This window comes from Streptomyces coacervatus (assembly GCF_029223485.1).
Classification (GTDB): domain Bacteria; phylum Actinomycetota; class Actinomycetes; order Streptomycetales; family Streptomycetaceae; genus Streptomyces; species Streptomyces coacervatus.
This window is the reverse complement of record NZ_JARHTP010000009.1, coordinates 222,667-242,980: the sequence shown is the minus strand read 5'-3', so window position 1 is coordinate 242,980 and position 20,314 is coordinate 222,667. Positions and strand designations below refer to the sequence as shown.

The following is a 20,314-nucleotide window of genomic DNA, read 5'->3' as shown; positions in this document are numbered from 1 at the left end:
CCATCGCGCACCGGAGGGCTCGGCCTGCCCGGTATGCGTAATTCCGCTCTCGCGACCGCTGCCCTCACCTCGGTGGCCCTGTTCTCGCAGACCGCCGAGGCCGCACCGACGACGGGGGACGAGGGCCCCAGCCGCGAAGCCGTCCGGCAGCGCGTGAGCAGCCTCTACGACCAGGCCGAGGACGACACCGGCCAGTACAACCTGACCCGCATTCAGGGAGCGGGCAAGCGCGGGCGCGGCACCCCGGGGGGCGGGGCCAGGCGCTCCGATCCCGACCTCGACAACGTCACCAGGCAGTGGTTCGACGGGGCGCGGGCGTCGCTGGGCCCGACGGTCCCGGCGGTACTGCCTGCCGACCGCACGCCGAGCCGCCCGGCCGAGCCCCGGCGCCCGCGTCCGGCGGAACGGGCAGGCGACAGCCGTGTCGGCCGTGAGCTGGAGGCGGCCCGGCGGCCCGTGCCCGAGCTGCCCGCGGCAGGCGCCCGCCGTCCCGTCGCCGAGCTGACCGCCGGCCCCGCGAACGCGCTGCCCGCCGTGCCGGCACCCCGCCAGGAGGCCGTCGCCGCCCTGCCGGCGGCCCCCGAGTCGAAGCAGACCTCGCTGCGGAGGTCCAAGCAGGAGAGCCAGCGCAGGATCGCGGCCGCCAGCGAGCTGCTGTACCGGTACACCGCCCGGCAGACCTCGGCCCCGCGCCCCGCCGTCGAGGCTCCGGCGGCCGGGAACACCTGGCAGACGACGGCGCAGCAGAGCGCGCCGCCCGCGGCGATCGAGGCCCGGACACCGCAGCCCGCCTGGGCCACCACGGCCCAGCAGGCGGTTGTGCAGCCGTCCCAGGCAAGCTGGCAGGACCCGGTGGCACAGGAACAGGCCCGTCGTGCGGCCGAGGAGGCGTGGCGGCTGCAGCAGCCGTCCGTGCTCGACACCGGCGTACCCGCGGCCGAGCAGTGGCTCCCGCAGGAGCAGACGGTGCTCGACACCGGCCTGTCCATGGCCCGGCAATGGCCCTCGCAGCAACCGTCGGTGCTCGACACCGGCATACCCGCGGCCCAGGAGTGGCGCCCGCAGGAGCTGACCGTCCTCGACACGGGTGTCCCGGCACCGCAGGTGCCCACCGGCACGAAGGCCGACCGGGCCGTCGCCTTCGCGCAGGCGCAGATCGGCCGGCCGTGCCTGTGGGGTGCGGTCGGGCCGGAGTCCTACGACAACGCCGGCCTCACCCAGGCCGCATGGCGGGCCGCCGGGGTCTCCCTGCCGCGGTCCACTGCCGAGCAGGCGAACACCGGCACGGTGATCCCTCTCGCCGAGAGCCGCCCGGGAGACCTGATCTTCTTCCACGACAACTTCAGCCATGTCGGCCTCTACACCGGCAACGGCCTGATGATCCATGCGCCGGGCCCGGGCTCGGTCATACGCGAGGAGTCGGTCCACAACGCCGGGGAGGCGGCGATCCGCATCGCCGTGCGCCCCGCCTGAGGCTCACTGCCGCCGGTCGAGTCGTGACACCAGCAGCTCGGTGAACTGCGAGGCCGCCCACGGGAGTCGGCGGCCGAGCATCGTCTGGATCTGCGCCTCGCGCTGCCGGAAGACCGGGTGGTCGACGCGGACGTAGGCGACGCCCTCGGCGGAAGCGCCCTCGTGCAGGTCGCCGACGAGGGCGATGCCGCCGCCGGAGCGGACGAACTCGTACTGCGGGGCGAGTGCGTCGCAGACCAGCGCGGGGCGCACCGTCAGCCCTTCCAACTGGGCGTCGATGTCGAAGAGTTCGCGCTGACTGGTGCCCGCCGGGCCGAGCGCGAGCGGGTGGGCGCACAGCTCGGCCAGGGTGATCCGGTCCCGTCCGGCCAGCTCGTGGCCGGACGGGACGATGGCGGCCACCGGGATGACGACGGCGCACTCCACCAGTACGTCATGCTGCGGGCCCATTGCGTAAGTGGCGGCGACGTCGGCGATTCCCTCGACCACCCGCCGGGTCGCCTCCTGCCGGTCGACGGTGTCGAGGCGGAAGGTGACGTCCGGGTGCGCACGCCGGAAGGAGGCCATGGCGCCGGTACGACCCGCCGGGCGAAACCCTCCGAACAGGCGACGGTGACGCTGCGAACGTCCGCGCCGCGTCCGGTGCGCAGTTCGTCGACGAGCGCGGCCGACTCGGCCTCGCTGCGGCGGGCGTGCGCCAGCAGCCGGGAACCGGCGTCGGTCACCCTCATCCCGCGCGGGTGCCGCACGAACAGCGGCACGCCGACTCCGGACTCCAGCTTGGCGATCTGGCGGCTGATGGCCGACGGGGCGACATTCAGCGTCTGAAGCCCGCGATCGAGCAGAACGCCGTCCAGGTGCTCCTCACCGACCACCACTACTGGGGCGGACTGCGCCGCACCCGTGAACTGGCCGCCGTCTGCGAGGCGTTCGGGCTCGCTCTGTCCATGCACTCCAGCTCGCACCTGGGCATCAGCCTCGCCGCCATGACCCATGTCGCGGCGGCCATCCCCCACCTCGACCACTCCTGCGACACGCACTACCCGTGGAACTCGGCCGACGATGTGATCGTCCCCGGCGTGCTGGAGTTCCGTGACGGCGAGGTGGCGGTCCCGACCGGACCGGGTCTGGGTGTGGAGCTGGACCACGACGCCCTCGACCGGCTGCACCGGCTGTATGTGGAGTCGGGGGTGCGCAGCCGCGACGACACCGGGTACATGCGGCGGATCCACCCGGAGTACGAGCTCAGGCTGCCCCGGTGGTGAAGGATGGCCCGGTGAGCAACGAGAACACGCGGCGGCTGGCCGGGAAGGTCGTGGTCGTCACCGGGGCCGCCGGGGGCCAGGGCGCCGCCGAGGCGGAGGCGCTGGCCCGGGCCGGCGCCCGGGTGGTCGCCACCGATGTGCGGCCGCAGGGCGATGTGCGCCGGCTGGATGTCAGCAGCGAGAGCGAGTGGGCGGCGCTGGCGGCGGAGTTGAAGGAGTCGTACGGGGAGGTCCACGGGCTGGTCAACAATGCGGGCATCATCCGGCGCGAGCGGCTCGGCGAGGTGCGTCCCGAGGACTTTGCGCAGGTCCAGGCGGTGAACACGATCGGACCGCTGCTCGGTATCCAGTACCTGACCCCGCTGATGCCGCCCGGTTCGTCGATCGTCAACGTCGGCTCGTCGGCCGCGCTCACCGGCTACTACCCGGTGGCGTACACGGCCAGCAAGTGGGCGCTGCGCGGGGTGTCGAAGATCGCGGCCATGGAACTGGGGCCCCGGGGCATCCGCGTGAACACCGTCCACCCCGGCTACATCGAGACCGAGATGACGGCCGCCGCCACTCCCGCGTTCCGGGAGACGACCATCCGTGAGACCCCGCTGGGCCGCAGCGGAAGCGTCGACGACATCGCGCCGCTGGTGGTCTTCCTGCTGTCCGACGAGTCGTCGTTCATCACCGGGGCGGAGATTCCGGTGGACGGGGGCCTCACCGCGCACGGTGGCGTCAAGTCGATCTCGGACGCGATGCGTAGGGATACGCTGCGTACGGATCCGTCCTCGCCGGCGTGAGCCGGGGCCGCCGGTCCCCCGCGCCGGCGGCCCCGCACGGCGTGGCTGTTGCTCGCCTGCAGTCTGGAGCAGCGGATGCCGTCGCTGGTATGGGTACAAGTGCGTACGCGGCGGACGAGCGGAGAAGACCATGGCACAGGTGACGGGCGGGGCCCATGAACGCATGCTGTCGGTGGCCGTGGCCGCGCTCCACGAACGCGATCCGGAGCGGCTGTGGCCGCTGCTGGCGGGCGCGCTGCCCGGCCTGTGCGGCGGCGAGACCCTGATCTACAAGCTCGACGACTGGAACGAGGCCGAGGGCACGGTCGGCATGCCGCCCGAGGCCGCCGCCGGGTTCGACGGGCTCGCGGAGGAGGAACTCGGCCTCCTGCGCACGGGGTATCCGTTCGCGCACCGCTACGCGGCCGGGCCCGACCGGACTCCCCTCACCGCGCGCCGGGCCGCCGGCGCGGCCTGGTCCGCGAGCCCGACCGCGCGGCTGATCGGCGACATCATGGACGCCGAACACGTACTGGCAATACCGCTGCCCGGGACGACGACCCCGATCACCGGATGCATGGTCTACCGCTCCGGTACGGACTTCACCGACGACCACCTGCGCACGGCCCGGCAGCTGCAGCCGCTGCTGGCGGCGGTGGAGCAGCAGCGGCAGCTTCTGGAACGCCGGCAGCGGACGGCCGCTCCGAGAGCAGTTCACACGCCGGCCGCCGACTGTGCCCTCACTCCCCGGGAGACGACCGTCCTGCTCCTGCTCACGGACGCGCTGACCGCCGCCGCGATCGGCCGGCGGCTCGGCATCTCGGACCGTACGGTCCACAAGCACATCGAGAAGATCTACCGCAAGCTCGGCACCCGCGACCGCATCAGTACGGTCCTGCGGGCGCAGCGACTCGGGCTGGTACCGATGAAGGACCGATGAAAGGGAGTCCGCCATGAAGCCGAACCGGTCCATCCCCTCCTCGACCGTCATCCCCGTCCTGATCTATCCCGATGTGCGCGCCGCGGTCGCCTGGCTCGGTGCGGCCTTCGGGTTCGTGGAACGGGTGCGGATCGGCGAGGACCACCGCGCCCAGCTCGCGTACGGCGAGGGCGCCGTGATCGTCGGGGACACCCGCAAGGACCGCCGTCCCCCGCGCCCCGGCGAGGTCACGCACTCGGTGACGGTGCGCGTGGAGGACGCCCGGGCCCACTGCCAGCAGGCCCGGGAACACGGCGCGCGCATCGTCATGGAACCGACCGACTTCGAGTACGGGGAACGCCAGTACACCGCCGAGGACCTTGCGGGCCATCAGTGGACGTTCTCGGAGACGCTCGCGGATGTCGCCCCTGAGGAATGGGGCGGGACTTCCGTGTCCTGACCTGCGCTGTCAGCCCTTGTGGCCGGTCGTCGGCCGACGGGCCTCGTTCGCCTCTCGTTTGAGCGCCCAGGCATCCGCCACCGGCCCCATGTGACCGAGCTTGTCCGGGTTGATCACGGATCGGATCGTCTGGATCCGTCCGCCGAGGATGTCGAGCACCATGGTGCTCACGACCTTGCCGTCCCGGTCGCGGAAGATCCCGCCCGGCTGGCCGTTGAGCTGTTGCAGCTCCACAACGATGCCGACCTTGCCGAGCAGCGGGGCGAACTCGGCGAGCACCCGGGCCACGTTCCGGGGACCGATGACGGCGTTGGCCAGCTGCGGTGCCTTGCCGCCGCCGTCGCCGACCATCTGCACATCGGCGGCGAGCAGCTCGCGCAGCCCCTCGACGTCGCCTTCCCGGAAGGCGTCGAAGAACCGCTCGGCGAGCTCATCGCGCTCCTTGCGGTCGGTCTCGAACCGGGGGCGGCCCGCATCCATGTGCCGGCGCGCCCGCACGGCGAGCTGCCGGCAGGCGGACTCCGAGCGGCCCACGGCCGACGCGATCTCGGTGAAGCCGAAGCCGAACACCTCCCGCAGCACGAAGACCGCGCGCTCCAGCGGGCTCAGCCGTTCGAGCAGCAGCAGGGCGGCCATCGACAGCGAGTCGGACAGCTCCGCGGCACGTTCCGGGTCCTCGTAGGGATCGGTCAGCAGGGGCTCGGGGAACCACGGTCCGACGTACTCCTCGCGCCGTACCCGCGCCGACCGCAGTACGTCGACGGAGAGCCGGGTGACGACGGCGGAGAGGTAGGCCCGGGTCGAGGTGGGCCGGGTCGAGGTGCCCGCCCAGCGCAGCCAGGTCTCCTGGACCGCGTCCTCGGCCTCGCTCACGCTGCCGAGGATGCGGTAGGCGATCGCGAACAGCAGCGGGCGCAGTTCCTCGAACTCCTCGGTGCGGGTCACGCGAGCTCCTCCTTGAAGCCCTGGCGCCACGACGGGTAGCGCAGCTGCCAGCCGAGCTCCCGCTTGGCCTTGGCGTTGGAGAAGCCGCGGCCCTCGGTCATCAGGGTCACCGCGAACTCCCCGGCCAGCAGCTTGGCGAGCCACTTGGGAACCCGCATCGGCCGCTTCGCCCCCGCGCACGCGGCCAGGTACGGAAGCCACTCGCGGACCTGGGCGGGCTCGTCGTCGACGATGTTGAACACGCCCCTGGCCTGCTTCTCCACGGCCAGGACGGTGGCGCTCGCCGCATCGTCGAGGTGCACCCAAGAGTTCCAGCCGGTGCCTTCGCCTACGAGCGGGAACTTCCGCTTGCGCACGAATTCGACGACGTCGTCACTGGCGCCCGGCCCGTAGAACCCGCCGTAGCGCAGGACCGTGCCGCCGGCCTCGGGCACCACGTCCTGGATGTGCATGACACCCGCCGAGAGCCTGCGCGCCATTGTCGCCGTGCCCGGGTCCATCGGGTCCTCGTCGGTCAGCAGCCCTGCGCCGGGCCCGAAGCTCTGCGCGAAGCTCTGCACGACGACGTGGGGTACGCCGGTCGCCTCGGCGGCGGCCAGCAGGTGGTCCGTACCCTCGATGCGCAGCCGGTTGGTGGTGGAGAAGAACCGGTCCGGGTGCCGCATGTCGGGCTTGCCGGAGATCGCGGTCATCTCATGCACGATCGCGTCCGGCCGGGCCTGCGCCACCGCCTCGCCGACCGAGATCGCGTCCAGCCCGTCCATCACGACGGCCTCAGCGCCCAGCTTCTCCAGCAGCGCACGCTTGGCCGCGCTCGTCGTCGTAGCCGTCACCTGATGGCCCCTGGCCACGAGCTGCGGCACGAGTCGCCGCCCGAGAGCCCCCGTCCCGCCCGCCACGAACACTCGCACAGCCATCACCCTCCTGCGTCCGGAACTGCCTCTCGGTACCTGGACGAGACAGCCCCGGTCGTTTGTGACATCGGGAGCGGGACAGATCGCTCTCAGGCCGGCCCGGGCCCCGTCCCACCCTTGAGGCGTTCCAGGTCGGAGGGGCGGACCTGGATGGCGAACAGGGCGACCAGGGCGGCGACGACGGTGAAGATCGCCGCCATGATGAAGGCCGCCGAGATCCCGGCCGTGAGGACGTGGTCGGACCAGGGGCTCGGGAGCTGCCCGGTGTGCCGGAAGCGAAGGCGTTCGGCCGGGGTGGCCTGGGCGAGGAAGAGCGGGATCTGCTTGTGGGCCTCGTTGGTGCTGGCCGTGCCGAACATCGTGACCAGGATGGACAGGCCCAGTGAACCGCCCACCTGCTGGGTGGCGTTGAGGAGTCCGGAGGCCGCGCCGGTCTCCTCGACGGGGACGTTGGACAGGGCCATGAGGGTGAGCGAGACGAACTCCAGGCCCATGCCCAGGCTGAAGACGAGGATCGGGCCGAGGATGCTGCCCGCGTAGGTGGAGTGGACGTCGGTCAGGGTCAGCCAGGCCAGGCCCGCCGCCGCGAGAACGGCGCCCACCACCATGAAGGGTTTGGGTCCGAAGGTGGGCAGGAACCGCGAGGCCAGCCCGGCGCCGACGGCGATGACCGCGCTGACCGGCAGGAAGGCGAACCCGGTGGCCAGTGGGCTGAAGCCCAGCACGTCCTGCACGAAGAGCGTGAGGAAGAAGAACATGCCGAAGATCGCGGCGGCGAGGCTCAGCATGATGCCGTAGGTGCCCGCGCGGTTGCGGTCGGCGAACATGTGCAGCGGGGTGATGGGCTGGCTGGAGCGCCGTTCGATCAGGATGAACCCCGCAAGGACCACGACGGCCGCGGCGAACGAGGCCAGCGTGAACGGGTCCCGCCAGCCCTCCTGGGCGGCTCTGATGAAGCCGTACACCAGCAGCACCATGCCCACGGTGGAGGTCAGAGCGCCGGCCAGGTCGAAGTGGCCCGGGTGGCGTTCGGACTCCTTGATCACGCGGGGCGTGGCGAGGGCGATGAGTACCCCGATCGGGACGTTGACGAAGAGCACCCAGCGCCAGTTCAGCCACTCGACGATGACGCCGCCCGCGACCAGCCCGATGGCACCGCCGCCCGCCGAGACCCCGGCGAACACCCCGAAGGCCCGGTTGCGTTCAGGGCCCTCGCGGAAGGTCGTGCTGATCAGGGCGAGGGCTGTCGGGGACGCGATGGCGCCGCCGACGCCCTGGAGGGCCCGTGCGGCGAGGAGCTGGCCGGAGTTCTGGGCGAGCCCGCCGAGCAGGGAGGCGAGCGCGAACAGCAGCACCCCGAAGATGAACATGCGTCGCCGGCCGAGGATGTCGCCGGTGCGGCCGCCGAGCAGCAGCAGGCCGCCGAACGTGAGGGTATAGGCGTTGACCACCCAGGACAGGCTGGTGGTGGAGAAGTCCAGGGCGCTCTGGATGTGCGGCAGCGCGATGTTCACGATGGTGATGTCCAGGACCACCATCAGCTGGCACGACGCGATGACCAGCAGCGCCATGCCGTGTCCGCCGCCGCCCTGTGCGCGGGCGGCGGCCTGTGATGCGGAGGTCGGCTGCGGGCTGCTGCTCATGGTGCGTCGCTCTCAGTGAACGGTGCCGTCCACTGTTCGACCGTACGCTCCTGCCGGGGCCGTCACCACTCGATCGGCGAATCCGCCGTCATGTACGGATCTTGTGGGACATGGCGAACTCGTCGGCTTCGGGAAGGTCGAAGTCTCCGTGGTCGCTGCCGAGGCCCTGCGCCACGAGTGCCGCCGCCGCGCAGCCAAGTACGGCGGCCTCGCGGGGGGTGCGCCCGAGGCTCACGCCGCGCAGGAAGCCGGCCGAGAACGCGTCGCCGCATCCGGTGGTGTCGACCACGTCGACCGCGAAGGCGGGGACCGTTTCGGTGCCCTCCGCCGTCACGAGGAGTACGCCGTCGCCGCCGCGGGTGACGGCGACCAGGCCGGCCCCGGCGACGAGAAGCTTCTTCGCACCGGTCACCAGGTCTTCCTCCTCGCTGAACCCGAGGACCTGGTCGTCGTTGGGGAGGAGGAAGTCGACGTACGGGAGCAGCGGTTCGATCTGGTCGAAGGTGCCGAGTTCGCCGGGTGCGAGGAGGTCTACGGAGGTGACCACGTCGTGGTCCTTGGCGTACGACAGGATGCGCGCCGCCACGTCCGCGCCGATCAACTCCGGGCCGCCCAGGTGCAGATGGGTGGCCTCGGCGACCGCGTCCCACGGCACGTCGTCGAGGCCGTAGGTGATGTTGGCGCCGAGGAGGTGGAGGGAGGGGCGGTCGCCGTTCGGGCGGATGGGCAGGACGCTCGCCGAGGTGGAGGTGTCGATGCGGCGGACGAGCAACTCGGTGTCGATTCCTGCCCTGTTGAGGAGCTGGACGAGCATGTCGCCGGTCGGGTCGGTGCCGATCGCGCCGGCGGTGCGGACCCGGGCGCCGAGCTTGGCGAGGGTGAGGGCGGTGCCGCCGGCCGTCCCGGCTGCGGTCATCCGGATGTCGTCCACGAGGGTGGCGCCCTGACCCTCGGGTATCTCCTCCACCGGCCGTACCAGTACGTCCAGCACGTGCACGCCCATCGTGACGACCTGCTGTGCCTTCATCGGGTTCCCTCCTGCTCGGGTGGTACGGGGCGGGTGGTGCCGTAGTTGCGGGCGATCGCGGCCTCGATGACCGCGAGTTGCTGGTGTTCGTCGAGGACACGGGGTGGTCCGAGGGCGGCTGCGCGCTGGTAGACACCGCAGGCCCACTCCAGGAGAAGGGCGTGCTCGACCGCCTTGTCCAGGGTCGGTGCGTGGGTGACCGCGCCATGGTTGGCCATCAGTGCGGCGCTGCGGCCCTCCAGCGCGGCGAGCACCGACTCGGCGAGTTCGGGGGTGCCGAAGGTGGCGTACGGCGCGACGCGGACGGTGCCGCCCAGGGTGAGCAACTGGTAGTGGATACAGGGCAGTTCATCGAGGACGAGGGAGAGTGCCGTGGCCATCGGGGCGTGGGTGTGGACGACCGCGCCGGTGCCGTAGCGCCGGTAGACGCCGAGATGCAGGTCGAGTTCGGAGGTCGGTTCGAGCATCCCGGCGACGACCTTGCCGTCCAGGTCGACCACCGTCACCTGGTCCGCGGTGAGTTCGGCGAGCACCGCTCCGGTCGCGGTGATGGCGACCCGGTCCTCCGCGCGCACGCTGACGTTCCCCGCCGTGCCGATGAGCAGGCCCTCGGCTCCCAGCCTGCGGCAGGCGTCCGCCACGGCGGCCCGCTCCTGACCCAGCACCGTGCTTGAGTCGGTCATGTGCGGGACCGTAACCTAAAGCTGAAACAAAGTCACGTTCAGGTTCGGAGGTTGTTCGTGGGCGAGGCGACCGTGGCTGCCGACGGGGCTGCTCCCCTGCGTCGTACCCCTCAACAGGCGCGCAGCAAAGCCCGGTTGGCGCGGGTCCTGGAGGCCGCCGAACGTGTGCTGGTCGGCGAGGGGGTGGAGGCGCTGACCACGACGCGCGTCGCCGCGGAGGCGAAGGTGTCGGTCGGCTCGCTGTACCAGTATCTGCCGGACCGCGACGCGATCATCGACGCGCTGGCAGCCGATTACTTCGCCAAGCTCGAAGCCGCCATGGACGGCCTGGTCGAGGCCGCGGCGACGCAGGGGTGGGACGACCCGGTGGGTGTGCTCGTCGACGCCTTCGCCGGGATCTACCGCACCGAACACGGCTTCCGCGCCCTGTGGTTCGGCAGCGGCCTGACCGAACGGACCCGGGCCGCGGACCGCGAGCACAAGCGCCGTATGGCCGACGGAATCCGCCGCGTCCTGCTCACGCTCGACATGGCTCGCGACGACGAGTCCCTGGCCCGCGCCTGCCACGCCTCGGTCCTGGCCGCCGACGCGCTCGCGCAGGAGGCGTTCCGGAGGGATGCGGAGGGGGACGCCGAGCTCCTGGACGAGGCCAAGGTGATGTTGCGCGGATACCTTTCGGCCGTCACCGCGCGATATCAGCCGCTGCGGTAGAGGGCCGTGAGCAGTTCGATCGCTGCGGGCGTGGCGGGATGCGGGTCGTTGCGCCACCAGGCGAGGCGTACGGCGATGGGCTCGGCGTCGCGGACCGGGCGGTAGACGACGCCCGGGCGCGGGTACTGGTGGGCGGTCGACTCCGCGGTCACGCCGATGGCCCGGCCGCTGGAGATCAGGGTGAGCCAGTCGTCGATGTCGTGGATCTCCTCGGTGGCCGGGCGGGCGTCCGGCGGCCACAGGTCGGTGGTGGTGGTTCCGGTGCGCCGGTCGATCAGCAGGGTGCGTCCGCTGAGGTCGGCGAGCCGGACCGAGCGCCGCCCGGCGAGGGGGTCGTCGGCGGCCATGGCGCACAGCCGACGCTCCAGGCCGACGATCGCGCAGTCGAAGCGGCGGTCCTCTCCCAGCGGTCTGCGCACCACGGCGAGGTCGCAGGCGCCGTCCGCCAGCCCGGCGGTGGCGGAGTTGACCCGGACCAGATGCAGGTCCGTGCCGGGGTGCGCCTGGGCCCAGCGGCGCTGGAAGGCGGGGGTGTGCCGGCCGAGCGCCGACCACGCGTAGCCGATGCGCAGGCTGGTGTGACCGGAGGTGGCCGTCTGGACCAGGTCCTCGACCTCGCCGAGCACCCGCCGGGCCTGTGCCACCACCCGCAGCCCCGTCGCGGTCGGTGTCACCTCGCGGGACGTGCGGCGCAACAGCCTTACGCCCAGGGCCCGTTCGAGCGAGGCGAGCGTCCGGGACACGGCCGCCTGGGAGACGCCGAGTGCGATGGCCGCATCGGTGAAGGTGCCCTCGTCGACGATCGCGACGAGGCAGCGCAGCTGCCGGAGTTCCACATCCATGGCCCGAGCATCCATGACTCAAGCGTATAGATGCACTGCGGGACGCATTTTGTGCAAGTCATCTTCGGGTGCACGATCGCGCCATGGCACCCGTATCTGCCTCAGTCTCAGCCCCCGCTACTGCTTCTGGGGAGCGCGCAGTTCCCGACGGGCGACGTCTCCTCGGCGTGGTCACGATGGTCGGCAGCGGTCTGTCCAACCAGACCGGCGCCGCGATCGGCTCGCTCGCCTTCCCCGTCCTCGGCCCGGTCGGCGTCGTCGCGGTCCGCCAGTATGTCGCCGCGATCGTGCTGCTGGCCGTCGGCCGGCCCCGGCTGCGCGCCTTCACCTGGCGTCAATGGCAGCCGGTGCTGCTGCTGGCCCTGGTCTTCGGCACCATGAACCTGTCCCTGTACAGCGCCATCGACCGCATCGGCCTGGGGCTCGCGGTGACGCTGGAGTTCCTCGGCCCGCTGGCCGTCGCCCTGGCCGCCACCCGCAACCGCGTCGATGCGTGCTGTGCGGTGATCGCCGCGGCGGGTGTGGTCACGCTGATGCGCCCGCAGCCCTCCGCCGACTACCTCGGCATGGGTCTGGGGCTGCTCGCCGCCGTCTGCTGGGCCTCGTACATCCTGCTCAACCGCACCGTCGGCCGCCGTATCCCCGGCGCTGCGGGATCCGCGGCGGCCGCCGGTGTCTCGGCCCTGATGTTCCTGCCGGTCGGCGTCGCCGTCGTCCTGCGGCATCCGCCGGCCGCCACGGCGGTGGGTTACGCCGTGGCGGCCGGGGTGCTCTCCTCTGCGGTGCCCTACCTCGCCGACCTGTTCACGCTGCGCCGGGTTCCGGCCCAGGCGTTCGGTCTGTTCATGAGCGTCAACCCGGTCCTCGCCGCCGTCGTGGGCTGGATCGGCCTCGGCCAGAACCTGGGCCGGACGGAGTGGGCGAGCATCGGCGCCATCGTGGCCGCCAACAGCCTGAGCATGCTCGCGCGGCGCGGGTGACCCCCTACAGGAAGCTGACGTTCTGGGCGAGGGCGAGCCGGCCGGAGTAGTTGATGGTGTTGGTGGCCGACCGCATGTAGGCGCGCCAGGCGTCGGAGCCCGATTCGCGGCCGCCGCCCGTCTCCTTCTCCCCGCCGAAGGCGCCCCCGATCTCGGCGCCGGAGGTGCCGATGTTGACGTTGGCGATGCCGCAGTCGGAGCCCTCGGCGGAGAGGAAGAGTTCGGCTTCCTGCTGGTCGCGGGTGAAGATGCTGGAGGACAGGCCCTGTGGGACGTCGTTGTGCAGGGCGATGGCCTCCTCCAGCGTGTCGTAGGTCAGGACGTAGAGGATCGGCGCGAAGGTCTCCTCCCGTACGACGTCGGTCTGGTCCTCGACGCGGACGATGACCGGTTCGACGTAGGCGGCGCGCGGTGCGGCGTCGGCCAGCCGGCGGTCGCCGCCGACCAGGATCTTGCCGCCCTGTGCCTGGGCTCGGGTCACGGCGTCCTGCATGGCGTCGAGGGCCTTGGCGGAGATGAGCGGTCCGACGAGGGTGTGCTCGTCGAAGGGGTCGCCGATGGGGAGCTTGGCGTACGCGGCCGTGAGCCGGGCGACGAGTGTGTCGGCGATGTCGCGGTGGACGATGAGACGGCGCAGGGTCGTGCAGCGCTGGCCCGCGGTGCCGGCCGCGGCGAAGACGATCCCCTGCACGGCGAGGTCGAGGTCGGCCGAGGGCGCGACGACGGCGGCGTTGTTGCCGCCGAGCTCCAGCAGGGTGCGGCCGAAGCGGGCGGCGACGCGGGGGCCGACCTCGCGTCCCATGCGGGTGGAGCCGGTGGCGCTGATGAGGGCGACGCGCGGGTCGTCGACGAGCTTCTCGCCGATGGTGCGGTCGCCGAGGAGGAGGCGGTGCACATCCCGCGGTGCGCCGGTCTCTTCGGCGGCCCGGGCCAGCAGCCGGTCGCAGGCGAGGGAGATCAGCGGGGTGAGCTCGGACGGCTTCCAGATCACCGTGTCGCCGCAGGCCAGCGCCACGGCGGTGTTCCACGACCACACGGCGGCCGGGAAGTTGAACGCGGAGATGATGCCCACGACACCGAGCGGGTGCCAGGTCTCGGACAGGCGGTGGCCGGGGCGTTCGGAGGCGATGGTGCGGCCGTAGAGCTGGCGGGAGAGACCGACCGCGAAGTCACAGATGTCGATCATCTCCTGGACCTCGCCGAGCGCCTCCGAGCGGATCTTGCCTGCTTCGATGGTGATGAGGTCGGCCAGGTCGCTCTTGTTCTCGCGCAGCAACTCGCCCAAGCGGCGCACGAGTTCGCCGCGGCGGGGGGCCGGGGTGGTGCGCCAGGTGAGGAAGGCCTCGCGGGTGGCCGTGACGGCCTCCTCGGTGTCGGCTTCGGTCGCGGCCGTCAGTCCGAAGAGGTCCTCGCCGGTGATCGGCGTACGCGCCTGGAAGTCGGTGCCTTCCGGGACGGAGACGCCGATGCGCTCCAGGCTCGTACGGGCGCGGGCGCGCAGGTCCTCGGTGATGGGGAGGGCGGGGCTGCTGGTCACGGTGGATCCTTAGGGGTCGGGAAGGGGGAACGGGCTTGTCAGCGGAGCGGGGCGGAAAGTCCGAGCTCCCGGGCCACCTTGTCCAGGGAGCGGTTCTGCTGCTGCTCGTAGAGGGCGAAGGGGTCGAGGACCTCGCGGTCGATGGCGCCGGAGAGCCATGCGGCGTCGTACGCGGCGCCCTGCCGGTCGTTGTCCCGGGAGCCCTCGCCGCTGAGGTTGGACTGGAAGATGCCGGCGGCCGAGCGGGGCAGGAAGTCCTCGTAGACGAGGGGTTCGGCCCTTATCCAGCCCTGGTCCAGCAAGTCGCCGACGGTGGTGGGCGGGTGGCTGCCGTACCTCGGCCGGTCGGTGGCAATCTGGTGGGTGAAGTACGCCAACCCCTGTGCGGCGAGGTCTCGTTCGGTGCCGGGGACGTGTTCCGACCAGACGGTGCGGGCCAGTTCGGCGCGGTCCGCTGCCGGGTTGAGGGCCACCTGTTCGTCGACGAGGGTGAGCAGGTGGTCGTAGAGCGCGCGGCCCTCGCGGGTCACGGCGATGCCGCGGGCCTCGACCTCGCCGAACCGCACCCGCAGGGCACCGCCGGTGACACTGCCGTCCGGGGTGCGCAGGGCGCGCGGTTCGGCGAGGGCCCGGAAGGAGGTCTGGCGCAGCAGGAGGTCGGGGCCCTTCCAGTCGGGGGGTCCCTGGATGGTGTCGATCATCTCGATGCCGCGTTCGGTCATCCGGCGGTGGAGCTCGTCGATGTCCAGGACGCGCGGGGTGAGGTGGTTGATGTGGGTGCTGTGTACGCCGCCGATGTCCGCGGCGACGGCGGAGATGCGCTCCAGGGTCTCGTACCAGGCCTTGTCGATCGGTTCGGACGACAATTCGAAGGCGGCGACGGCGAGTTGGAGGAAGCGTTCGGCGTCGCCGTCGGGCAGTTCGCGCTCGGCCTCCGCGCGATCGGCGAGCGCGAGCAGTTCCGGTGGGAACAGTTCACGGCCGGCGAGGAAGTTCTCCAGGCGGGAGCGCAGACCGGCGTCGAAGAAGCGGGGGTTGGCCGGGGTGAGCATGGAGGTGAAGACGCGGAAGGGGTTGCAGGCCAGCTCCTCGCCGTCGACGGGGCGGAACGCGGTCGATACGACGGGGACCGCGCCGGCGGCGGCTTCACGCAGGTCGTAGAAGCCGACCGGGTGCATGCCCAGGGCGCCGAAGATGCGGGCGACCTGGTGCAGTTCGGCGGGGGTGCCGACGCGGATGGCGCCGTGCCGCTCGGCGGTCACGCGGCCGATGGAGCCCAGGCGTTCGGCGTCGGCGCCCTGTGCGCGCAGGACGTCCTCGTTGACCTCGCGCGAGACGTCCACGAGCGTGGTGTAGGCGGGGACCTCCCGGCCGTACATGTCGGAGAGCCGGGCGGCGAATGCGGCGCGCAGCTGCCACTGGCTGATCATCGAAGGGCCCTTCCGGTCGGGGGTTCACGCCACAGGGACTTCGCGGGAGGTCACACCACGTGGGCTTCGGGGCGGATGTCGGCCCCGGAGCGGAAGCGGTCCGCGCTGAGCGGGGAGATGTCGGCGAAGGGTGCGCGGTCCAGGTGGAGGTCGCGCAGGATCTCGCCGACGGCGGGGGCCTGCAGGAAGCCATGGCCCGAAAACCCGGTGGCGTAGAGGAAGTTGACGAGTTCGCCGGAGCGTCCGATCAGGGCGTTGTGGTCGGGGGTGACCTCGTAGAGGCCGGCCCAGCCGTCGACGGTCCTCATGTCGGCGAGTTCGGGGGCCCGTTGCCGTACGGCGTCCCGGAACAGTTCGAGCCACTCCGGGGTCCAGGTCGTGTCGAAGCCGTCGGGCTGGCGGGGGTCGGCGAGACCGAACAGCAGGCCGTCGTCGCTGTTGTGGAAGTAGGCCGACGACGTGAAGTCGATGGTGAAGGGGATACGGGGCGCCGGCGGCGCAAGGGGTTCGGTGAAGGCGAGTTGGCGGCGCACCGGCCGGACCGGGAGGTCGATGCCGGCCATGTCGCCGATCTGGCCGGACCAGGCGCCGGCCGCACAGATGACGGTGCTGCAGTCGATGCGGCCGCGGTCGGTGTGGACGGCGGTGACGCGGTCGCCCGCGGTGTCGATGCCGGTCACGGTGGTGTGCGTGGCGAAGGTGACGCCGGCCCGGGCGGCGGCTTCGGCGTATCCGTTCACGACCAGGCCGGGGCGGGCGTGGCCGTCGGCGGGCGAGTAGGCGGCGGCGACGAGTCCGTCGGTGTTGACGTAGGGGCACAGGCGGCGGGCCTCGTCCGGGGTGATCATGCGGGTGGGGACGTCGAGCGCGTTCTGGGTCTTCACGCTGGCCTCGAAGTCCGCGGCCTGCCGGTCGGTGGTGAGCAGGAAGAGATAGCCGACGGTGTCGAGGCGGATGTCGGCTCCGGGGCGGTGCGGGAAGTTCTCGTAGGCGCGCAGGCTTCGGCTGCCCAGCTCGATGTTGAGCGGGTCGGAGAACTGGGCGCGCACACCGCCGATCGGCTTGCCCGAGCTGCCGCAGGCCAGCTCGCCGCGCTCGACGACGACGATGCCGGCGACCCCCGCCTCGGCGAGGTGGAACGCGGCACTGGCACCCATCACGCCACCGCCGATGATCACGACTTCTGCGGTCGGCGGAACGGAGCGGAAGGTGGATGAGGAGGACAAGAGCCGTCCCTTCCGAAGGCTGTCAGTAAGTGGCGCGATGAGTGGCGCCGTCGGTGGCGCTGTACGTGGCGAGTCGCTGATCAGCTATCTGCCCGTCATCGTGACGCAATCCAACCTTTGACGTCCATGAACTGTTACTGCGCCCGATCTATTAGTGTCTCTATATGGATTGGACGAGCTCCCAGCTGCGTTCCCTGGTGGAGCTGACCAGGCGCGGAACCATCACCGCGGTGGCCCGGGCACTGGGGTACACGCCCGGCGGGGTCTCGCAGCAGATCGCCGCGCTGGAGAAGGCCACGGGCATGGAACTGCTGCGGCGGGTGGGGCGCCGGGTGGAGCTGACCGACGCCGGGATGACGCTGGCCCGGCACGCCGAGCGGATCCTGTCCACGGAGGCGGAGGCGGTGGAGGCACTGGAGCGCAGCCGGGGCGAGGTCTCCGGGGTGCTGGTGGTGGGGCTGTTCGCCACGGCCGCCGCCGAGATCCTGCCGCTGGCCCTGGGTCGGGTGCGCGCGGCCCATCCGGGGCTTGCCGTGCACAGCCGTGACATGGACGTGGACGAGGTGTACGACGCCGTGGCCTCCGGGGCGGTGGATCTGGCGCTCGGCCTGGACTACCCCGATGTGCCCATCCCGCGTGATCCGGCGCTGCGGGTGATGCAGCTGGACCGGGAGCGGTTCTCCCTCGCCGTACCCACCGGATGGCTGGAGGGCCGCGGCGAGATCGCCCTCGCCGACACCCGGGACCTGGGCTGGATCCTGCCCTCCCCCTCCAGCTACTACGGCCGCGCCGTGCGTACCGCCTGCCGGCGGGCCGGCATCGAACCCGACGTCCAGCACGAGGTGACGGACACCGCGGCCACCCTGGCGCTGGTCGAGGCGGGCATCGGGATCAGCACCGTGACGGAGCTGATGCTCAGGCTGCGCGCCTCACACTTCGACGTGGTGCGGCTGCGGGAGACGGTCGAGCGGCACATCGTCGTGGTGTTCCGCTCCGCAGCCGAGCACCGGCCGACGGTGGCCGCGCTGGTGGACGTGCTGCGGGCGGTGACCGGAAGACGGCGCGGCACGCAGAGGCACGCCTAGCCCGCCAAGCCCGCCAAGCCCGCCAAGGAAGGGTGCAGGAACGGCTCGTCCGCCGGGACCGCCTGCCGCAGTGCGTCCAGCATGGATCCCAGCAGCGGATTGCTGTTCTCACCGCGGTGCAGGGCCAGCACGGTGCGGTGGGCCGAGCGCTGGGCGACACGGGTGGCCTCTACGGTGTCGCTGGGCGCGTGGCCGAGCCCCGGCACCACCGCCACGCCGAGCCCCGCGGACACCAACTCCCGTACGACGTCGTAGTTGTTGCTGCGGAAGGCGACGGCGGCCTCGAACCCGGCGGCCGCGCACAGCCTGACGACCGACTCGGCGCCGGCGGTGCCCTCGCGGCTGGTGACCCAGCGGGCCCGGGACAGTCCGGGAAGCCGGTCGCTCAGCCCGCTCTCCTTGGCGCGGAGCAGGACGAGGTCCTCCTTCAGCAGCAGGTGGCGGACCAGGCCTTCGGGCCATTGGCGGGGGCTGAGTCCGTACTCGTAGACCACCGCGACATCCAGGTCGCCGTTGCCGAGTCCGTCGAGGAGTTCGTCGGGTTCGCCCTCCTCCAGCTCGATCCCGGCGCGGGGGTGGGATGCGACGAACGCGGACAGCGCGGGCGGTACGAGTCTGACGCCCGCCGTCGGGAAGCTGCCCAGCCGCAGCCGGCCGGTGGCGCCGCCGGCGAGCTCCTGCACCTCGTGGTCCAGGTCGTCCAGGGCGGCCAGCACCCGGGCGCCGAGGTCGACCAGGCGGTGGGCCGCGGCTGTCGGGCGGATCCCGTGGGCCTCCCGCTCGAACAGGACGAGGCCGCTCTCCTTCTCCAGGGCGGAGATCTGCTGGGAGACGGCGGAGGCGGTGCAGCCGAGGTCGCGGGCGGCGACGGCGAACGAGCCACTGCGGACGACGGTCTTGAGCGTGAGCAGGTGCACGGGCTTCAGCAACGTGGACTCCTCGGGGAGCGGCTCCGCGGCAGCGTAAGCATTCCTTGCCCTCAAGCGTCAGTTGTTTCGTTCTTCTGGCTCTTGTGAGCGGGGCTGTGCGGACCACAGGGTGGGGAGGAACCGGTCGGAGAGGACTGGTGAGCAAGGAGGGTTTCCAGCTGTGATCACCGTTCTGGAGGGTGCGCCGCCCATGGCGGCGGCCATCGGCGCGCTGCGTGCGAGCCTGCTCGGCGGACTCGACCCGGAGGCCGGTCCGCCGCGTTCGGCCGTCCCGGTGCCGCAGGGGCAGCTGCTGCTCATGCCCGCCCACTGGGGCTCCTACGCCGGGGTCAAGGTGGTGTCCGTGACTCCGGGCAACGCGGACCGGGGACTGCCGCGGATCCAGGGCAACTACCTGCTGCTGGACGGCGAGACCCTCACCCCGCTGGCACTGCTGGACGGGATCGCGCTCACCAACGTGCGTACCGCGGCGGTGTCGGCCGTGGCCGCCGACGTGCTCGCTGCACCGGACGCGAGCAGGCTGGTGCTGTTCGGGACGGGGCCGCAGGCGCGGTCGCATCTGGAAGCCCTGCGGTGTGTCCGGCCGGTCCGGGACGTCGTGGTCGTCGGCCGGGACGCCGAGCGCACGCGCACGTTCGCCGACGACATCGGAGCGCGGGTCGGCAGTGCGGACGACGTGGCGGACGCGGACGTCGTGGTCTGCTGCACCACGGCGCGCACACCGTTGTTCGACGGCTCGCTGCTGCCCGCGCACTCGACCGTGGTGGCCGTCGGATCGCACGAGCCGGACGCCCGGGAGGTCGACGAGAGGACTGTGGGCCGTTCCACGGTTGTGGTGGAGGCCGTTTCGGCCGCGCTGCGCGAAGCCGGCGACATCGTGCTGGCCGCGCAGGCAGGGGCGCTCGATCCCGGCACGCTGATCGGTCTCGCCGACCTCGTGCGGGGCAAGGCCCAACTCCCGCCGGGGCGGCCGCGGTTGTTCAAGAGCGTGGGCATGGCCTGGCAGGACCTGGTGGTCGCCGCGGCCCACTTCGAGGCGACGCAGGGATGACGGAGACAGTCCGGGATCCCGTACGTCCCGACGCGGCGACGGTGGCCGACGCACTGGCCCGAGGTGACTGCGGCGAGGTCGCACCACCTCGCCGAGCGCGGCATCACGGTGGTCCCGGATTTCGTCGCCAACGCCGGAGGGGTCGTCGCCGCGTTCGCGATGGACGCCCGCCACTCCGGGTTCCGCCCGGACACCGACGCCATCCTCGAGACGATCTCGACGAGACTGCGCCGCAATACGGTGAGCGTCCTGGACGAGGCCCGGCGGCGGGACGTCACCCCGCACGCCGCGGGCCGCGGCCTGGCCGAGGAACGCGTCCGCACGGCGATGCGGAGCAAGGGCGCCTGCCCTAAGCGCTCCGCTGGAAGTGCGGTGATGCTGCATCAATATGCGGCTCCGCCGCGGGTGCGGGCCGGTGGGGGCTGGT

At 71.9% G+C, this 20,314-nt stretch carries 19 protein-coding genes and 2 pseudogenes; 10 read left to right on the top strand and 11 right to left on the bottom strand.

Annotated elements, in window-relative coordinates; translation table 11 throughout:
• The first annotated feature begins 33 nt into the window (after window positions 1-33).
• On the top strand, window positions 34-1,473 hold the full coding sequence (locus P2Q00_RS23470) for a C40 family peptidase (protein ID WP_275774629.1): 1,440 nt from the start codon (window positions 34-36) through the stop codon (window positions 1,471-1,473).
• A 3-nt stretch (window positions 1,474-1,476) separates the two neighbouring features.
• On the opposite strand, the gene P2Q00_RS23465 is transcribed toward P2Q00_RS23470, so the two are convergent.
• Window positions 1,477-2,040 (bottom strand): LysR substrate-binding domain-containing protein, encoded by a 564-nt coding sequence (locus tag P2Q00_RS23465; RefSeq protein WP_275774628.1) that lies wholly within the window; start codon window positions 2,038-2,040, stop codon window positions 1,477-1,479.
• A gap of 251 nt (window positions 2,041-2,291) precedes the next feature.
• Between P2Q00_RS23465 and P2Q00_RS23455 the strand changes: the two are divergent.
• From P2Q00_RS23455 to P2Q00_RS23440, 4 genes and pseudogenes are all read left to right on the top strand, one after another.
• Window positions 2,292-2,738, top strand: a pseudogene (locus P2Q00_RS23455) (enolase C-terminal domain-like protein); the annotation flags it as partial.
• An 11-nt stretch (window positions 2,739-2,749) separates the two neighbouring features.
• Window positions 2,750-3,526 carry an SDR family oxidoreductase gene (locus tag P2Q00_RS23450; protein ID WP_275774627.1) on the top strand — a complete coding sequence of 259 codons (777 nt, stop codon included), beginning with the start codon at window positions 2,750-2,752 and terminating at the stop codon, window positions 3,524-3,526.
• Between the two features lie 130 nt (window positions 3,527-3,656).
• Window positions 3,657-4,445 carry a helix-turn-helix transcriptional regulator gene (locus P2Q00_RS23445; protein WP_275774626.1) on the top strand — a complete coding sequence of 263 codons (789 nt, stop codon included), beginning with the start codon at window positions 3,657-3,659 and terminating at the stop codon, window positions 4,443-4,445.
• 13 nt (window positions 4,446-4,458) lie between these two features.
• Window positions 4,459-4,884 (top strand): VOC family protein, encoded by a 426-nt coding sequence (locus P2Q00_RS23440; protein ID WP_275774625.1) that lies wholly within the window; start codon window positions 4,459-4,461, stop codon window positions 4,882-4,884.
• A 9-nt stretch (window positions 4,885-4,893) separates the two neighbouring features.
• Here P2Q00_RS23440 and P2Q00_RS23435 read toward each other — a convergent pair whose 3' ends face one another.
• The 5 genes from P2Q00_RS23435 to P2Q00_RS23415 all read right to left on the bottom strand — a co-directional run bounded on the left by P2Q00_RS23435 (window position 4,894) and on the right by P2Q00_RS23415 (window position 10,096).
• The gene (locus P2Q00_RS23435; protein ID WP_275774624.1) at window positions 4,894-5,829 is read right to left on the bottom strand and encodes an RNA polymerase sigma-70 factor; all 936 of its coding nucleotides are present in this window, start codon (window positions 5,827-5,829) and stop codon (window positions 4,894-4,896) included.
• Window positions 5,826-6,746, bottom strand: coding sequence for an NAD-dependent epimerase/dehydratase family protein (locus tag P2Q00_RS23430; RefSeq protein WP_275774623.1), 921 nt, complete (start codon window positions 6,744-6,746; stop codon window positions 5,826-5,828). Before P2Q00_RS23430 ends, P2Q00_RS23435 begins: the two co-directional genes overlap by 4 nt.
• An 86-nt stretch (window positions 6,747-6,832) precedes the next feature.
• On the bottom strand, window positions 6,833-8,314 hold the full coding sequence (locus P2Q00_RS23425; RefSeq protein WP_275774814.1) for an MFS transporter: 1,482 nt from the start codon (window positions 8,312-8,314) through the stop codon (window positions 6,833-6,835).
• 160 nt (window positions 8,315-8,474) lie between these two features.
• On the bottom strand, window positions 8,475-9,413 hold the full coding sequence (locus P2Q00_RS23420; RefSeq protein WP_275774622.1) for a carbohydrate kinase family protein: 939 nt from the start codon (window positions 9,411-9,413) through the stop codon (window positions 8,475-8,477).
• Window positions 9,410-10,096 (bottom strand): class II aldolase/adducin family protein, encoded by a 687-nt coding sequence (locus P2Q00_RS23415; protein WP_275774621.1) that lies wholly within the window; start codon window positions 10,094-10,096, stop codon window positions 9,410-9,412. Before P2Q00_RS23415 ends, P2Q00_RS23420 begins: the two co-directional genes overlap by 4 nt.
• A gap of 57 nt (window positions 10,097-10,153) precedes the next feature.
• Here P2Q00_RS23415 and P2Q00_RS23410 point away from each other — a divergent pair, with 57 nt between their 5' ends.
• Complete coding sequence (locus tag P2Q00_RS23410) at window positions 10,154-10,807, top strand: TetR/AcrR family transcriptional regulator (RefSeq protein WP_275774620.1); 654 nt, start codon at window positions 10,154-10,156, stop codon at window positions 10,805-10,807.
• Here the strand turns inward: P2Q00_RS23410 and P2Q00_RS23405 are convergent.
• On the bottom strand, window positions 10,792-11,649 hold the full coding sequence (locus P2Q00_RS23405; protein WP_275774813.1) for a LysR family transcriptional regulator: 858 nt from the start codon (window positions 11,647-11,649) through the stop codon (window positions 10,792-10,794). The two genes, P2Q00_RS23410 and P2Q00_RS23405, sit on opposite strands and share 16 nt — an antisense overlap.
• Before the next feature lie 167 nt (window positions 11,650-11,816).
• On the opposite strand from P2Q00_RS23405, the gene P2Q00_RS23400 reads away from it, so the two are divergent.
• Window positions 11,817-12,629 carry an EamA family transporter gene (locus tag P2Q00_RS23400; RefSeq protein WP_425579500.1) on the top strand — a complete coding sequence of 271 codons (813 nt, stop codon included), beginning with the start codon at window positions 11,817-11,819 and terminating at the stop codon, window positions 12,627-12,629.
• A gap of 4 nt (window positions 12,630-12,633) precedes the next feature.
• Here the strand turns inward: P2Q00_RS23400 and amaB are convergent, their stop codons facing one another.
• From amaB to P2Q00_RS23385, 3 genes are read right to left on the bottom strand one after another with little or no spacing between them, the layout of a single operon-like run.
• Window positions 12,634-14,166, bottom strand: coding sequence for an L-piperidine-6-carboxylate dehydrogenase (gene amaB, locus P2Q00_RS23395; RefSeq protein ID WP_275774618.1), 1,533 nt, complete (start codon window positions 14,164-14,166; stop codon window positions 12,634-12,636).
• 38 nt (window positions 14,167-14,204) lie between these two features.
• Window positions 14,205-15,596 carry a 2-oxoadipate dioxygenase/decarboxylase gene (hglS, locus tag P2Q00_RS23390; protein ID WP_275774617.1) on the bottom strand — a complete coding sequence of 464 codons (1,392 nt, stop codon included), beginning with the start codon at window positions 15,594-15,596 and terminating at the stop codon, window positions 14,205-14,207.
• Between the two features lie 50 nt (window positions 15,597-15,646).
• Window positions 15,647-16,822 (bottom strand): NAD(P)/FAD-dependent oxidoreductase, encoded by a 1,176-nt coding sequence (locus P2Q00_RS23385; RefSeq protein ID WP_275774616.1) that lies wholly within the window; start codon window positions 16,820-16,822, stop codon window positions 15,647-15,649.
• Between the two features lie 164 nt (window positions 16,823-16,986).
• On the opposite strand from P2Q00_RS23385, the gene P2Q00_RS23380 reads away from it, so the two are divergent.
• The gene (locus P2Q00_RS23380; RefSeq protein ID WP_275774615.1) at window positions 16,987-17,907 is read left to right on the top strand and encodes a LysR family transcriptional regulator; all 921 of its coding nucleotides are present in this window, start codon (window positions 16,987-16,989) and stop codon (window positions 17,905-17,907) included.
• On the opposite strand, the gene P2Q00_RS23375 is transcribed toward P2Q00_RS23380, so the two are convergent.
• Complete coding sequence (locus P2Q00_RS23375) at window positions 17,904-18,836, bottom strand: LysR family transcriptional regulator (protein WP_275774614.1); 933 nt, start codon at window positions 18,834-18,836, stop codon at window positions 17,904-17,906. The genes P2Q00_RS23380 and P2Q00_RS23375 overlap by 4 nt on opposite strands.
• A gap of 160 nt (window positions 18,837-18,996) precedes the next feature.
• Between P2Q00_RS23375 and P2Q00_RS23370 the strand changes: the two genes are divergently transcribed.
• Both P2Q00_RS23370 and P2Q00_RS23365 read left to right on the top strand, forming a co-directional pair.
• Window positions 18,997-19,887, top strand: coding sequence for an ornithine cyclodeaminase family protein (locus P2Q00_RS23370; protein WP_275774613.1), 891 nt, complete (start codon window positions 18,997-18,999; stop codon window positions 19,885-19,887).
• 63 nt (window positions 19,888-19,950) lie between these two features.
• Window positions 19,951-20,217: pseudogene (locus P2Q00_RS23365) on the top strand (Glu/Leu/Phe/Val dehydrogenase); the annotation flags it as partial.
• Between the last annotated feature and the right edge of the window lie 97 nt (window positions 20,218-20,314).

Excerpts from the sequence above, each read along its gene's own strand:
- P2Q00_RS23465 (WP_275774628.1), bottom strand. The coding sequence starts at position 2,040 with ATGGCCTCCTTCCGGCGTGCGCACCCGGACGTCACCTTCCGCCTCGAC.
- P2Q00_RS23425 (WP_275774814.1), bottom strand. The coding sequence starts at position 8,314 with ATGGCGCTGCTGGTCATCGCGTCGTGCCAGCTGATGGTGGTCCTGGAC.
- P2Q00_RS23380 (WP_275774615.1), top strand. The coding sequence starts at position 16,987 with ATGGATTGGACGAGCTCCCAGCTGCGTTCCCTGGTGGAGCTGACCAGG.
- P2Q00_RS23445 (WP_275774626.1), top strand. The coding sequence starts at position 3,657 with ATGGCACAGGTGACGGGCGGGGCCCATGAACGCATGCTGTCGGTGGCC.
- P2Q00_RS23440 (WP_275774625.1), top strand. The coding sequence starts at position 4,459 with ATGAAGCCGAACCGGTCCATCCCCTCCTCGACCGTCATCCCCGTCCTG.
- P2Q00_RS23415 (WP_275774621.1), bottom strand. The coding sequence starts at position 10,096 with ATGACCGACTCAAGCACGGTGCTGGGTCAGGAGCGGGCCGCCGTGGCG.
- P2Q00_RS23430 (WP_275774623.1), bottom strand. The coding sequence starts at position 6,746 with ATGGCTGTGCGAGTGTTCGTGGCGGGCGGGACGGGGGCTCTCGGGCGG.
- hglS (WP_275774617.1), bottom strand. The coding sequence starts at position 15,596 with ATGATCAGCCAGTGGCAGCTGCGCGCCGCATTCGCCGCCCGGCTCTCC.
- P2Q00_RS23420 (WP_275774622.1), bottom strand. The coding sequence starts at position 9,413 with ATGAAGGCACAGCAGGTCGTCACGATGGGCGTGCACGTGCTGGACGTA.
- P2Q00_RS23405 (WP_275774813.1), bottom strand. The coding sequence starts at position 11,649 with ATGGATGTGGAACTCCGGCAGCTGCGCTGCCTCGTCGCGATCGTCGAC.
- P2Q00_RS23470 (WP_275774629.1), top strand. The coding sequence starts at position 34 with ATGCGTAATTCCGCTCTCGCGACCGCTGCCCTCACCTCGGTGGCCCTG.